The sequence below is a fragment of the Formosa algae genome (assembly GCF_001439665.1).
In the GTDB taxonomy this organism is placed as follows: Bacteria; Bacteroidota; Bacteroidia; order Flavobacteriales; family Flavobacteriaceae; genus Formosa; species Formosa algae.
The window spans coordinates 48,684-63,087 of the sequence record NZ_LMAK01000076.1; the positions used below are offsets into that span (position 1 = coordinate 48,684).

Here is a 14,404-nt window from a genome sequence, read left to right on the forward strand (position 1 = left end):
TGGAATTGATAACAGAAGTATTTGAAATAACAGAAATAAGCTTCAGTTTGAACGACAATAAGAGATTCAATTAATCTAAAACCACTTGAGTGTAAAATCGACTAGTTTTTGTTTAAAATTGGTATACGGTGGAAACAGAAATTCTATACTTCCTTTGGTATGTTGTTTTAACACCGAACGCATATTAGAAAACTCCTGAAACCCAAAATAGCCATGCGCTTTACCAATGCCACTATTATTACTACCTCCAAATGGCAAATAGTGATTGCTATATTGTAATACATTTGTATTGATACAAGTACTTCCCGCACGCGTATTATTGATAATAAACTGAGTTTCCTTTTTGTCTTTACCGTAAATATACAAGGCTAGCGGTTTTTCGTTAGCGTTTACATAGGTAATCACCTCGTGTATATCTGTATAAGTTTTAACAGGTAAAATCGGACCAAAAATTTCTTCTTGAAATAGTACAGAATCTTCTGCTAAATTAGAGATCACTGTCGGTTCTATAAAATTATCTAAATCGGTGGTGTGACCACCAAGTTCTATAGTAGCATCATCTTCTTGGGCTTGATTTATATAATTTTTCAGCCTATTAAAATGCTTATCATTTACAATTCTAGCATAAGACTCTGAATTTTCTGCTTTATCATAAAAACTTTGAACTGCAATTTTAAACTCAGCAATAAACTCTGCTTTCAAACCTGCTTCAATATAAATGTAATCTGGAGCGATACACGTTTGTCCATTATTTACAAATTTTCCCCAAGCCACACGTTGGGCAGCTGTTTTTAAGTTTGCACTAGGTGTAATAATTGCTGGCGATTTTCCTCCCAACTCTAAAGTTACAGAAGTTAAATGTTTTGCTGCGGCCTGCATAACAATTTTACCAACATGTGGAGACCCCGTAAAAAAGATATGATTAAAGGGAAGTTTTAGCAATTCGGTAGAAACGTCTACTTCTCCTTTTACTAAAGCAATTTCATTTTCAGGAAACAATTCCGAAATAAGCTCACTCATCACTTGTGTGGTGTGCGGTGTTAATTCCGAAGGCTTAATAATTACTGTATTTCCTGCTGCAATGGCCGACACTAACGGACCCAAGGTGAGATTTAAAGGAAAATTCCAAGGCGAAATAATTAAACACACGCCTTTAGGCTCGTATTTAATCCAAGACGACGACCCTAATAATTGCAAAGGCGTATCGACTTTTTGTCGTGCCATCCATCCTTTAAGTTCAGAACTCACATATTTAATTTCACTAATAACAGGATAAATCTCGGTGAGATCGGTTTCTAAAAACGGCTTTTTAAAATCGGCATATAACGCCTCGCGTATACGCTGCTTATAATCTACAGCAATGGCTTGTTTTAACGCTTTAAGTTTTTCTATACGTGCTTTATACGTGGTATTTCCAACATTAAATTGATTGGCTTTTTGGGCATTAAAAATATCTTGATAACGGTTCATTAATCTTAAGATTCGCGCGCTGGCAGTTTAGAATAATTTTGCAATCCGCTTACAAATATATTGGCTAAAAAATGAGCCATTTCCTCTTTAGACGATTCAAAATAATTGTGATGTAAGCACACAAAAAGTTCTGATGCCGAAGATATAGCAACCAAACTAAACATTTTAAAATATTTATTATCGGCAAAAGCCACTTCGGGAAAACGTTTTAAATCTTCTTGCATATTAAGCACCAAACTCAATATGCTTTCACTACCGTAAGAAATGCTTCTAATTTGGTTCTGATTGTTTTTATGAAACAGCATCATATCTTCCGTACTCACCAAATCTAAATACGCTTTAAACGAGGCATACAAAAAATCGTAAGCACTTTTTAGCCCAACCTGAGCTTGTTTCACTTCAAAATTAATTTTGCAATTCAGTTCATCTAAAATCACACAGAAAACATCTTTAGGCGTATTAAAATAATTATAAAATGTTCCGCGACCAATATTACTTTTTTCAACAATATCGCTAATAGACGTGTTTTCTAATCCTTGTTCAGAAAACAGTTTTAGCGAGGCTTTTATAATACGTTCACGTTTTTCTTTTTTATTTAACTCTCGTCTACTCATTCTGCGCTATCCTACTTTAGTTTTTGTCAAAAAATAAAAGTACATAATAAAGCGTAAAAGCATCTGAGATCTCTAAAATAAATACGGTTTCCCTCAAATTTTTAAGACATTATGTAAATTCAGTTTTAAAAATATTGGTTCTTTATTTAAATTCTAATTAACACGCCTTTTTTTGTAGTTTTGACATTCTTACAAAATCTATATCATGTCAGAACAAAAACGTCTATTTTTAGTTGATGCTTATGCACTTATTTTTCGCGGTTATTACGCTTTTATAAAAAACCCAAGAATCAATTCTAAAGGCTTGGATACCTCAGCTATTTTAGGGTTTACAAATTCGTTATTAGACGTTATAAAACGTGAGCGTCCAGACCATTTGGCAGTGTGTTTTGACAAAGGCGGAAGTGTAGATCGCGTTGAGATGCTTGAAACATACAAAGCAAATCGCGATGCCACACCTGAAGCCATAAAAACTGCAATTCCTTATATCTGTAGTATCCTTGAAGCGATGCATATTCCAATTATGGTGAAGGAAGGTTTTGAAGCCGATGATGTGATTGGAACCCTAGCAAAAAAAGCAGAGCTTGAAGGTTACCAAACGTTTATGGTCACACCAGATAAAGATTTTGCGCAGTTGGTTTCCGAAAATATTTTTATGTACCGCCCTGTTTTTGGTGGTGGTTACGAAACTTGGGGTATTCCTGAAGTACTTAAAAAATTCGAAATTGAACGCCCAGAACAAGTGATCGATTTTCTTGGTATGATGGGAGATGCTTCCGATAATATTCCAGGCCTTCCTGGCGTTGGAGAAAAAACAGCCAAGAAATTTTTAGCGCAATACGGCAGTATGGAAAACCTTTTAGCAAACACACACGAGCTAAAAGGCAAAATGAAAGAGAAAGTTGAAGCCGCTAAAGAACTGGGATTATTATCTAAGAAATTAGCCACCATTATGCTTGATGTGCCGGTTGATTTTGATGCTGAAGATTTTGAAATGTCGCATCCAGATATCGATGCTGTAAAAGGCATTTTTCAAGATTTAGAATTTAGACGACTTGTAGATAGCTTTGAAAAAATATTTACCGTACAAACGGAAGCGACAAGCGATACGACTACGGAAAAAACAGCTTCTAACGCTTCAACATCGGCAGCAGGTGCAGGACAATTCTCGCTATTTGGCGGAGATGCAGCACCAACTTCAGATGCAACAGCAGAAGATCCTAACCAAAGAAAAACAGCCGAAAACACCTCGCATTTTTACCAAAGTGTAGCCTCGGGCATGGCCACAAAATTATTCCTTAAAAATTTAATGAAACAAACCAGCGTTTGTTTCGATACAGAAACTACCGGTTTAGATCCGCTTACAGCAGAACTTGTTGGTATTGCGTTTTCTTGGGAGACAGGTAAAGGATTTTACTTACCCTTTCCTGAAGATAAAACCGAAGCTCAAGAATTAATCGAAATACTTCGTCCGTTTTTTGAAGCTGAAGACATTCAGAAAATCGGTCAGAATTTAAAATACGATATTAAAGTCCTTCGCAAATATAACATCACGGTTAAAGGCAAGTTGTTCGACACCATGTTAGCGCATTATCTAATCAATCCAGATATGCGTCACAATATGGAAGTTCTGGCCGAAACCTATTTAAATTACTCGCCAATTTCTATTGTGGATCTGATTGGTAAAAAGGGAAAAAACCAGTTATCCATGCGCCAAGTGCCTTTGGATAAGCAAACAGAATATGCCGTTGAAGATGCCGATATTACCCTGCAACTTAAAGAACATTTTGAAAACGAATTAGGCCAAGCCAATACTCAGAAACTGTTTGATGATATCGAAGTGCCACTACTTCGCGTGCTTGCAGACATGGAATTAGAGGGAATAAATTTAGATGTGCCGTTTTTAAACGATTTAGCTGGAGCTTTAAACAACGATATCGCTACACTTCAGGACAAAATATATACTGAAGCTGGCGAAGAATTTAATATCGCCTCACCAAAACAATTAGGAGAAATCTTATTTGGTAAAATGAAGCTAGTCGATAAACCTAAAAAGACCAAATCTGGACAGTTTGCAACCTCAGAAGATATTCTATCGTACTTGGCCAAAGACCACGAGATTATTCAGCATATTTTAGACTATCGTGGCCTAGCAAAACTAAAAAGCACCTATGTCGATGCCTTACCGTTACAAGTCGAGCCATCAACAGGGCGTGTGCATACAGATTATATGCAAACCGTTGCAGCTACTGGCCGTTTAAGTAGTAATAATCCGAATTTACAGAATATTCCCATTCGTACCGAACGCGGTCGCCAAGTTAGAAAAGCCTTTATTCCTAGAAATGAAGACTACATCTTACTAGCAGCCGATTATTCGCAGATTGAACTTCGTATTATCGCCGCCTTAAGTCAGGAGGAAACCATGATTGAAGCCTTTAAAAACGGTGAAGATATTCATGCCTCTACCGCAGCAAAAGTATTTAATGTGCCTTTAGAAGACGTGACCCGAGAACAACGTAGCAATGCAAAAACCGTGAATTTCGGGATTGTGTATGGAGTATCTGCTTTCGGATTAAGCAATCAAACCGATTTATCTCGTAGCGAATCTAAAGACCTTATCGACACCTATTACAAAACTTATCCGAAACTGAGAACCTATATGAGTGAGTTGATAGATTTTGCTCGCGATAATGGCTATGTACAAACCGTTTTAGGACGTCGTCGTTATTTAAAAGATATCAATTCCAGAAATGGTGTAGTTCGTGGTGCTGCCGAACGTAATGCGGTTAACGCCCCTATACAAGGAAGTGCTGCCGATATTATAAAGCTAGCCATGATTAATATTCATGAGAAATTAGTCGCTGGCGACTTTAAAACCAAAATGCTTCTACAGGTTCATGATGAATTGGTATTCGACGTTTATAAACCCGAGCTAGACACCATAAAAACCCTAGTAAAAACCGAAATGGAAAATGCCTTTGTTATGGATGTACCTTTAGATGTAGAAATGGATACCGGTTTGAACTGGTTGGAGGCGCATTAAAACATGAAAATAATTCAGGTTACTTGTGCTATTATTCTGTTCGATGATAAAGTTTTAGCTGTTCAAAGAAGTAAAACCATGAAACTTCCTTTGAAATGGGAATTTGCAGGTGGAAAAATTGAAGCAGGAGAAACTGAAATTGATTGTATTAAAAGAGAAATATTTGAAGAATTAAATATAAACATTCAAGTTAACAAGAGACTTACACCTGTAATTCATGAATACCCAGATTTTAAGATTGAATTAATTCCTTTTATAACAGAATACCGTTCAGGCGAACTAAAACTAAGTGAACATTCTGATTTTGTTATCGCTAATAAAAAAGAATTACTTAATTTAGATTGGGCTGAAGCAGATTTACCTGTTTTAGAAGAATTTTTAGCATTATGAATCAAGGTATTTATGAAGAATTAATCACACAACTTGTATCTGAAAAACTGAAGACACTTGACAAAGAAAAATTCTACTTAAAGAAAAATATCATTGACAAAGAAGAAGCTTCGACCATTCTCTCTAAACATGTATCGCAAACTTTAAAACATGCTTTTCAACTTATAAAAGGTGGAAATAAAGTAGAACAACAAATCTCAATTGCGAATAAAATTATTAGATTATTAAAAGAAGAACTCAATAATCAAGAGTTTGAAGATGATTTAGTAAATATTGAAGGTGAAATTTTAAAAGCTGTATTTTCTAAAACAGATGCTCATTTTACAAATCTAGATCTTCACCTTAAAGAAATAACACCATACACAAGATTAACACAAAGTGAACTGTTCACAGGAGGAAATGCAGGTTTATCTTTAGAAAGCGAACTCAAAAAGGAGATCCTATCTTCTAATAAAATAAATTTATTAGTCTCCTTTATTAAATTTAAAGGCATTATTATTCTTGAAAAGGAGTTAAGAGAATTTACCGAACGTGGTGGAAAACTAAACATAATTACCACCACTTATATAGGCGCAACAGATTATAAAGCCATTCAATTACTTTCTAATTTACCAAATACAGAAGTTAAAATATCTTATAATACGAGTAATGAAAGATTACACGCTAAAGCATATTTATTCTATAGAAACACAGGATTTCATACCGCTTATATTGGCTCTTCTAACTTTTCAAGGTCTGCTTTAACAGATGGATTAGAATGGAATTTAAAAGTAACAACTAAAGAAGTTAGCCATATTATAGATAAGTTTCAAAAAACATTTGATGCCTATTGGTTAAGTGACGATTTCGAATTATTTAATGATTCCATTCATAAAGAAAAACTTCAAAATGCATTAAAGCAAAGTAAATTCAGTAAGCCATACGAGAACACAACGGCTTTGTTTGATATAAAACCCTTTCCATATCAAAATGAGGTTTTAGAAAAACTAGAGGTAGAAAGAACTGTACATAATAGATTTAGAAATCTTGTGGTTGCCGCAACCGGAACAGGAAAAACAGTAATTTCTGCATTTGATTATAAATACTTTAAACAAAACAATAAATCATCTAAACTACTATTTCTTGCTCACAGAAAAGAGATTCTACAAAAATCATTATCTACTTTTCAAGGTGTTTTACGAAACAATAATATAGGCGAATTATGGGTTGACGGTATGGTTCCTGATAATTTTGAATTTGTATTCGCTTCAGTTCAATCTGTCAATAATCAATTTAAAAACTACAACCTAACACCGGAATATTACGATTATATAATTATTGATGAATGTCACCATCAAACCGCAAATAGTTATAGAGAAATAATTAATTATTTTAAACCAAAAATACTTCTTGGCCTTACAGCAACGCCCGAACGTATGGATGGCGGAGATATTCTAGAAGATTTCAACAATAAAATTGCTGCAGAAATACGATTACCAGAAGCAATGAACAGAAAATTGCTTTGTCCTTTTCAGTATTTCGGAATAACAGACAGTATAGATTTAACTCACGTAAGTTGGGCAAGAGGAAAATACGTCGCTAGTGAATTGACCAATTTATATACAGGAAATGACAGAAGAGTTCGAGAAATAATTGATGCTTTAGATAAATACACGAAAGACATAAACGATATTAGAACTTTGGGATATTGTGTTTCTATGGAACACGCCAAATACATGGCAGAGAAATTTACTCTAGCAGGTTTAAAAGCAGATTACCTTACAAGTAAAAACAGTAATGACAGAGTTTTAATTCGACAGAAACTAGAAAAGAAAGAGATTAATTATCTTTTTGTTGTCGATATGTTTAATGAAGGAATTGACATTCCTGAAATTGACACCGTACTATTTTTAAGACCAACAGAAAGCTTAACGGTATTCTTACAACAATTAGGAAGAGGCTTGAGACTTCATGAAGAGAAAGACTGTTTAACTGTTTTAGATTTTGTTGGAAACTCTAAACCTGAGTATAATTTTGAAAGCAAGTTTAGAGCTTTAATAGGCAAAACAAATACAACTGTTTTAAAAGAAATTGAGAATGATTTCCCACATCTTCCTTTAGGTTGCTCCATTATTTTAGAGAAGAAAACAAAAGACACCATTCTTAAAAATATTTCGGCAGCAACAACTTTAAATAAAAATAAATTAATTCAAAAAATTAAGCAATTTCAACATGATACTAGTTTGCCATTAACTATCGGTAATTTTAGCAAGTTTTACAACATCCCCATACAATCTATTTATAAAAGAGAAAGTTGGAAACGCTTATGCCAACTAGCAGGAAAAATAGATAATTTCAATTCTGAAAACGAAAAAGCTATCGTTTCTGCTATTTCAAACAAATGGTTATCCACAAATTCACTAAGCTATTTTACTTTCATTTTAAAAATTGCTAAGCAGAATTTTAACGTGACTCTTTCCGAATTAAATGAAAATGAAAATACAATGCTTTTAATGTTACATTATGATGTTTGGCAAAAAGAAGGCGGTTTTAATTCCTTAGAAAAAAGCATAAATAAAATTGGAGCAAATACTGTTTTAGTTGAAGAAATAAAAGAAGTTCTTGAGGTGTTAATTGAAAACATAGACTTTAAAGAATTACCTATTGAACTTCCTTATGAGCAACCACTGAAATTACATAGTCGTTATACTAGAGACCAAATCTTAGCAGCTTTTAGACTTAGTGATTTTAATAAAAAATCGTCTAACAGAGAAGGAACAGCTGAAAATAAGGATATAAATACAGAACTTTTATTTATCAATTTAATTAAATCTGAAGAAAATTTTTCACCAACAACCATGTATGACGATTATGCTGTAAACGAGTTATTATTCCATTGGCAAACACAAAACTCAGCAAGACCAGATTCAGGTAAAGGTTTATCATATATTAAACATAAAGAGCAAGAAAAACGAATATTACTTTTTGTTCGTGAAAAAGCAAAAAACGAATTTGGTAATACAAATGGCTATGTTTTTATTGGCGAAGGTGAATTAAAAGATCATTACGGCTCTAAACCAATAAGTATTAATTGGGAATTATTAGAACCCATGCCTCATTATCTATGGAAAGATGCAGCTAAACTTTCTGTTGGATAAAACATTTTTTTAACCCCCTCTACTTCCCATCAAAATGTTCCTTAAGTTTCACACCAGGATTTGTTGCTCTATTAATGTATCCATGATACAGACTACTCAACACCAAAAGTATAGCCGATCCCATTGCTGTATAGGCTACAGCCGTATTGACATCTGAATTTGCCACATAAATAGCTATTAAAGCCCACGCCCCAACAAGTGCAAATTCTCTCATGTTTCGTGTCCACGTCACCACTAGATTTATAATAGTTGCAATCGCAATTAAGCAAATCGCCCAAAATGTAGGAGACAAACCAAAACCATCCCAATTGTATTTTACTAACACTGCCGATACATTAGCAATACTAGCTACGGTAACCCAACCACTATAAAATACAAAGGGCCACCATAAAAAGGCGATTACCGATATGGGTGCATCAAACACTTGCATCCTATTTTTAAGCACAATCTGAATTAATGAGAAGAGCAAGAGAAAAATAAACACAGACGATAAGGCCGTGTAATTATAGATCCAAGCTACAATCCATAAACAATTTGCTAGGCAAGACACCACAAACCACCATCCGGTTTTTAGAATAAAATCGTCGTCTCTTACGGCTACAAATAAACTGCGCCCTTGATAAACAATAAAACCTAGAACCAACAGGTATATTAAGCCCCAGATTGAAAACGCATAGCCTGCAGGCGTAAACAACGTATTGTATTGCTTAGACACTTCGCCTATAGTGGTGTCGTTTAAAATCCCTGTGTTAGAGAGGTAGTTTAGTACAACCATGCCTATAAAACTTAAACCATTTGCTATTTGTAGTTGCTTTTTCATATTCTTCTTTTTATTACCTAAAATTTACTAAAAATGTATCCTAATCCAAAATAGTATAACCTATAAAAAAGGGTTAGATTTAAATATCTAACCCTTTGTAAAATTATAATATGACGATCTTATGCCGTTTGCATCTCGTGTTTTCCTTCGCTAACTTCTTCTACCAGTTTCTTATTAAATGCTGGTAAATCTTTTGGCGAACGACTAGTTACTAAGCCTTGGTCTACAACTACTTCTTTATCGACCCAATTGGCGCCGGCGTTAACAATATCTGTTTTTATAGAATGGAACGATGTTACTTCGCGTCCTTGTAACACATCGGCTTCTGCTAATAACCAAGGTGCATGGCAAATGGCTGCTACAGGTTTATGTGCTGTAAAGAAATCTTTAATAAAGCTTATGGCTGTTTCTTCTCGTCTTAATAAATCTGGATTGATAACTCCTCCAGGAAGCACTAAGGCATTATAATCGGAATGAGACACTTGTTCTAATGTTTTATCTACCGTATAGGCATCACCCCAATCTCCGTCTGCCCAAGCTTTAATCGTTCCAGATTCTAAAGATACAATGTGTACTTCTGCTCCTGCTTCTATTAATGCTTCTTTAGGCGATTTTAATTCACTTTCTTCAAATCCGTTGGTTGCTAAAATAGCAACAGTCTTATTTTTTAAATCTTTCATTTTAATAATTTTTAATGTGCATTAAACTTCACGGATGATTTACCTAATGGGAGTTACAATCAACTCAACCTATTAATCCTTCCGTTTTTATTTAAATCAAAGATCTGAAACATTTTACGTTTGCATTGATTCGTTTAAAGTAAAAATGAACGCAAATAAAAAGTCACCCCAACAGAATGACTGTTTTCTAAATTATATAATTGTATGATTACAATAACTTTTAGGCATGAACTAAAATCCAAAGCTCAACTTCTTCCGTCGCACGCCAATTTTGATTACGTTTGGTTTTCTCCGATGCCGATTTTACCGAGCGTTTTAGACACTGTTCTAATCTAAATCGTCCGCCGTTGGCTAACTCCTGTTCTATAGGATGCGTTTCTGTAACCTTTGTTATTTGTGCTAGATTTGAGAATATAAGCACTAGCTTTCCTTCGGGCAACAAGCGTTGTTTAGCACCTTCAAAAAAATCAGGAAACAGTGAGTCATTATAAGAAATGGCTTCATCGATTTTATCTAGATTATGAGTTGCTGGCAACCAAGGTGGATTAAACACAATAAGTTCGGTTTGCTTCTCCCACTTTCCAAAAAGTGAAGCAAAGTCCAGTTCAATTTTTCTAGATAGTTTAGTGTCTCCCATAGCTTCTGTAAGTCCAACAATGGCATTCGGATTGGTATCGGTTCCAAATACTTTCTGTAAACCAAACTTTACCAGTTGTAAAGCCAACACACCACTTCCAATACCGACATCTATAGCCGATTTTTTTGGTCCGTTATAGCGATTTAACCAATTGTCGAAAAGTATTAAATGATCGAATCGCGTAGGGAAATACACGCCATAATACGGATGAATTTTACTTCGTAACACCGGTAAGCTAATTCCGTTTGTATACCATTGCCAAGCACTATTTAAACCTTGCACTTTGGTAAATGGCAATAAAAAATTATTATGTTCTGGATAAAGTTTAGCCAACCAACCAATGGAAGGCGCTTTCTTCACGATTAATTTATAATCTACAATGTCTATGTAAATAAGCTTGGATAACTTCTGATAAGCTAAACGATAGGCACGTTGTTCTTTAAATGTCTGATTAGGAAACTGTTTTTTTAAATGCTGATGCAACGCTTTAAGCAAATCCAAACCATCGCTATAAAATGCTGTAATTAATACGGGCTTACCTGCTTCTAAAGCCTTAATTGTAAGCGTTACATTTGAAGCTCGGCTAAATGATATTAAAGGCTCTTCTGAAAAAAAGGGCATGGGTTTGTTTACATGTATATCTGTAATCATCGTTAAGATTAAATAAAGACGGATTGCAAAGTAATGAGGAAAGCAAAGCGTAAGATTAAAATGACTATAACATAGTTACTTACTAGCGATCAGGCATTAAATTGGCCACTAGAGTTTAGATTAATCAATACAGAGACTTTAAGTGAAAGCCAATATATTCCGCCGTAGGTATGCGAAAGAAAACAATTAATATCAACAGATAAATTATAAGTAGACAAAGATACTTTATTAAATCTCATAAAGTTCAACTAAAAGAATCTGTTTAGATTACGACAAACCAATTAAGATATTTATAATAACTTTGATGCTGTAAAAAACCTATAAACATGTTTAAAAAACTGGTAGCCATAGAACCCGTAAGTTTGATTCCATCGGCAGAAAAAAAATTACATTCCCTTGCAGAAGAAGTCATCCTATACGAAGATATGCCAACCTCTGTAAACGAGATTGTAAAACGTATTGGAGATGCAGATGCTGTTTTACTTAGTTACACCACAACATTAAGCAAAGCCATTTTATCGCAATGCAATCATATAAAATATATTGGTATGTGCTGTTCGCTATATACCCCAGAAAGTGCCAACGTAGATATTAATTATGCCAATTCTCGTGGCATTACGGTTACAGGTATTCGGGATTATGGAGATGAAGGTGTTGTAGAATATGTTATAAGCGAACTTGTAAGATGTTTGCATGGCTATGGAACCACAACTAACGGAGTACAAAGACAACCTTGGAGCGGCATGCCTAGAGAAATTACTGGATTAAACGTGGGGATTATTGGTTTGGGAAAATCTGGTGGTATGATTGCAGATGGATTACGGTTTTTAGGTGCAAACATTACTTATTTTGCACGTAGCGAAAAGCAAGACGCTAAAGGCAAAGGCTATGGTTTTTTACCCTTAGACCAATTGCTAGAAACTAATGAAGTTGTTATTGCTTGCTTAAATAAAAACACCGTGTTATTACATGAACACGAATTTTCAAAATTAGGGAATCATAAAATACTATTCAACACAGGACTATCACCTGCTTGGGACGCCGAACCTTTCAAAAAATGGTTAGCAAAAGATAACGTTGTGTATTGCGACACTTTTGAAGCCTTAGGAGATAAATCGCTTTTAAACTTACCTAATGTAAATTGTTTTGGTGTGTCTTCCGGAAGAACACAACAAGCCTTTGTTAGATTAAGCGAAAAGGTTTTGGCGAATATCGATTCGTATATCAAAGTACAATAACATTTTTAATATAGTTACACTATACCATAAAAAAAGCCATCCCACAAGGATGGCTTTTATACTTTTAATAAGTAATCTAGATTAACTTAACGCTTCTGCTACTAAATAATAAAATGCAGGTCTGCTTTTCATTTTAATAGCCGACATTTTTTCTACCACACTACTAATAGCAGCCATCGCTTTCTCTTTATCTTTTACTCCTAATTTTTTTTCAGCGAAATTACGACGTACAGTTTCTAATTCGGTAGCATCTGTTCCAGACACTAAAACAGCATCTTTATTATTTACCATAGTCTTTAAACTATTTACGTATACGTCTAATTTTTCTTCGTCTATACTACTTACGCCACAATCGGTTAATTGTTTTAAGGCTGTTTCTTTTAGTTGAGCTAATTTTGCACTTAGATCACTCATGGTTTAAATTTTTAAAATTATTGATTCGTTACTTTATATGTTAGTAAGTTAAAAAATTATTTGCTAACGCGCTCGCTTTTAGTCGAATTTTATTACACAAACAGCAACTAAAATTACTTACACTAAATTAAAAAACACAGTTAAGTATTTAAAACATAAGTGTATTGCGATCTAAGCCCAAATACTAAGAGATCTATTATTTAAGGATTAGAGTACACTATTTTTTACTTTTAAATACAAGTTATAAACAACATTTATATAAAATACGGCATGCACTTTTTTTAATTTAGACGACATAGTGCAGTGTTAAATTTTAAAATAAAAATTAAATAACTGACGCTCAGTAAATAAAATTTACGCCATACTATTTGGTTATCAAATAGATTATCGTAAATTTGCAAACTCTTTTTAAGAGAGGAATGTTTAATAAATAAAATTAATTAGTGTGGATACATTAAGCTACAAAACGATTTCAGCCAACAAAGCTACTGTTAATAAAGAGTGGGTTTTAGTTGATGCTGAAGGTCAAAGTTTAGGTCGTTTAGCTTCTAAAGTTGCAAAACTTATTAGAGGTAAACATAAACCTAATTTCACACCACACGTTGATTGCGGTGATAACGTAATTGTTATCAATGCAGAGAAAGTCAACTTAACAGGAAACAAGTGGAATGACAAAACGTACATTCGTCACACAGGTTATCCAGGTGGTCAAAGAAGTTTAACTGCTACAGAATTGTTTGGAAAAGATCCAGCAAGGTTAGTAGAAAAATCAGTAAAAGGAATGTTACCTAAAAACAAATTAGGTGCAGCATTATTCCGTAATCTAACTGTTGTTTCTGGTACAGCACATGCACATGATGCTCAAAAACCAAAAACAATCAACTTAAACGAATTCAAATAATGGAAGTAATTCACAAAATTGGCCGTAGAAAGACGGCTGTTGCTCGTGTATACGTTGCCCCAGGTGAGGGTAAAATTACAGTGAACAAAAAAGACGTGGCGGATTATTTTACTACTGCAACTTTGCAGTATAAAGTAAACCAACCTTTAACCATGACTAACAATGATAGCAACTTTGATATTACAGTAAATGTATATGGAGGTGGTATTACTGGACAAGCAGAAGCAATCCGTTTAGCTATTTCTCGTGTTATGTGCGAGATTGATGCAGAAAACAGATTAATTCTTAAGCCAGAAGGTTTATTAACTAGAGATCCAAGAATGGTGGAGCGTAAGAAATTCGGTCAGAAGAAAGCGCGTAAGAAATTCCAATTCTCAAAACGTTAATATCATCCTCAACTCGATTGGGA

12 protein-coding genes are annotated in these 14,404 nt (G+C 34.2%); 6 read left to right on the forward strand and 6 right to left on the reverse strand.

Annotation, left to right across the window (positions count from 1 at the left end; all coding sequences use genetic code 11):
• Positions 1–75: 75 nt before the first annotated feature.
• Together AST99_RS16300 and AST99_RS16305 are read right to left on the reverse strand one after the other, a co-directional pair.
• Positions 76–1,470 (reverse strand): aldehyde dehydrogenase family protein, encoded by a 1,395-nt coding sequence (locus AST99_RS16300; protein WP_057783592.1) that lies wholly within the window; start codon positions 1,468–1,470, stop codon positions 76–78.
• A gap of 5 nt (positions 1,471–1,475) precedes the next feature.
• Positions 1,476–2,084 (reverse strand): TetR/AcrR family transcriptional regulator, encoded by a 609-nt coding sequence (locus AST99_RS16305; RefSeq protein WP_057783594.1) that lies wholly within the window; start codon positions 2,082–2,084, stop codon positions 1,476–1,478.
• Between the two features lie 205 nt (positions 2,085–2,289).
• Here AST99_RS16305 and polA point away from each other — a divergent pair, with 205 nt between their 5' ends.
• Genes polA through AST99_RS16320 form a run of 3 tightly spaced genes read left to right on the forward strand, consistent with a single transcriptional unit; the run spans position 2,290 to position 8,654 of the window.
• Positions 2,290–5,127 (forward strand): DNA polymerase I, encoded by a 2,838-nt coding sequence (gene polA, locus AST99_RS16310; RefSeq protein ID WP_057783597.1) that lies wholly within the window; start codon positions 2,290–2,292, stop codon positions 5,125–5,127.
• 3 nt (positions 5,128–5,130) lie between these two features.
• On the forward strand, positions 5,131–5,517 hold the full coding sequence (locus AST99_RS16315) for a (deoxy)nucleoside triphosphate pyrophosphohydrolase (protein WP_232301639.1): 387 nt from the start codon (positions 5,131–5,133) through the stop codon (positions 5,515–5,517).
• The gene (locus AST99_RS16320) at positions 5,514–8,654 is read left to right on the forward strand and encodes a DEAD/DEAH box helicase (RefSeq protein WP_057783599.1); all 3,141 of its coding nucleotides are present in this window, start codon (positions 5,514–5,516) and stop codon (positions 8,652–8,654) included. Before AST99_RS16315 ends, AST99_RS16320 begins: the two co-directional genes overlap by 4 nt.
• 19 nt (positions 8,655–8,673) lie before the next feature.
• Here the strand turns inward: AST99_RS16320 and AST99_RS16325 are convergent, their stop codons facing one another.
• The 3 genes from AST99_RS16325 to AST99_RS16335 form a co-directional block, all read right to left on the reverse strand.
• Entirely contained in the window at positions 8,674–9,474 is an 801-nt protein-coding gene (locus AST99_RS16325) for a tryptophan-rich sensory protein (RefSeq protein ID WP_057783602.1), read from the reverse strand.
• Positions 9,475–9,593: 119 nt separating this feature from the next.
• The gene (locus AST99_RS16330) at positions 9,594–10,154 is read right to left on the reverse strand and encodes a type 1 glutamine amidotransferase domain-containing protein (protein WP_057783604.1); all 561 of its coding nucleotides are present in this window, start codon (positions 10,152–10,154) and stop codon (positions 9,594–9,596) included.
• Between the two features lie 220 nt (positions 10,155–10,374).
• Positions 10,375–11,442 (reverse strand): methyltransferase, encoded by a 1,068-nt coding sequence (locus AST99_RS16335; protein WP_057783605.1) that lies wholly within the window; start codon positions 11,440–11,442, stop codon positions 10,375–10,377.
• 326 nt (positions 11,443–11,768) lie between these two features.
• Here AST99_RS16335 and AST99_RS16340 point away from each other — a divergent pair, with 326 nt between their 5' ends.
• Positions 11,769–12,680, forward strand: a complete 912-nt coding sequence (locus AST99_RS16340; protein ID WP_057783608.1) for an NAD(P)-dependent oxidoreductase — start codon at positions 11,769–11,771, stop codon at positions 12,678–12,680.
• Between the two features lie 81 nt (positions 12,681–12,761).
• Here the strand turns inward: AST99_RS16340 and AST99_RS16345 are convergent, their stop codons facing one another.
• Positions 12,762–13,094: a DUF2853 family protein gene (locus AST99_RS16345; protein WP_057783610.1), complete on the reverse strand. Its 333-nt coding sequence runs from the start codon at positions 13,092–13,094 to the stop codon at positions 12,762–12,764.
• 445 nt (positions 13,095–13,539) lie between these two features.
• Between AST99_RS16345 and rplM the strand changes: the two genes are divergently transcribed.
• Together rplM and rpsI are read left to right on the forward strand one after the other, a co-directional pair.
• Positions 13,540–13,995, forward strand: coding sequence for a 50S ribosomal protein L13 (gene rplM, locus AST99_RS16350; protein ID WP_057783612.1), 456 nt, complete (start codon positions 13,540–13,542; stop codon positions 13,993–13,995).
• Positions 13,995–14,381: a 30S ribosomal protein S9 gene (rpsI, locus tag AST99_RS16355; protein WP_057783614.1), complete on the forward strand. Its 387-nt coding sequence runs from the start codon at positions 13,995–13,997 to the stop codon at positions 14,379–14,381. Before rplM ends, rpsI begins: the two co-directional genes overlap by 1 nt.
• The last annotated feature ends 23 nt before the right edge of the window (positions 14,382–14,404 follow it).

Bases quoted from the DNA above. Each gene is read 5' to 3' on its own strand.
- rpsI (WP_057783614.1), top strand. From the start codon at position 13,995: ATGGAAGTAATTCACAAAATTGGCCGTAGAAAGACGGCTGTTGCTCGT.
- AST99_RS16320 (WP_057783599.1), top strand. From the start codon at position 5,514: ATGAATCAAGGTATTTATGAAGAATTAATCACACAACTTGTATCTGAA.
- AST99_RS16330 (WP_057783604.1), bottom strand. From the start codon at position 10,154: ATGAAAGATTTAAAAAATAAGACTGTTGCTATTTTAGCAACCAACGGA.
- AST99_RS16305 (WP_057783594.1), bottom strand. From the start codon at position 2,084: ATGAGTAGACGAGAGTTAAATAAAAAAGAAAAACGTGAACGTATTATA.
- AST99_RS16340 (WP_057783608.1), top strand. From the start codon at position 11,769: ATGTTTAAAAAACTGGTAGCCATAGAACCCGTAAGTTTGATTCCATCG.
- AST99_RS16315 (WP_232301639.1), top strand. From the start codon at position 5,131: ATGAAAATAATTCAGGTTACTTGTGCTATTATTCTGTTCGATGATAAA.
- polA (WP_057783597.1), top strand. From the start codon at position 2,290: ATGTCAGAACAAAAACGTCTATTTTTAGTTGATGCTTATGCACTTATT.
- AST99_RS16300 (WP_057783592.1), bottom strand. From the start codon at position 1,470: ATGAACCGTTATCAAGATATTTTTAATGCCCAAAAAGCCAATCAATTT.
- AST99_RS16335 (WP_057783605.1), bottom strand. From the start codon at position 11,442: ATGATTACAGATATACATGTAAACAAACCCATGCCCTTTTTTTCAGAA.
- AST99_RS16325 (WP_057783602.1), bottom strand. From the start codon at position 9,474: ATGAAAAAGCAACTACAAATAGCAAATGGTTTAAGTTTTATAGGCATG.
- AST99_RS16345 (WP_057783610.1), bottom strand. From the start codon at position 13,094: ATGAGTGATCTAAGTGCAAAATTAGCTCAACTAAAAGAAACAGCCTTA.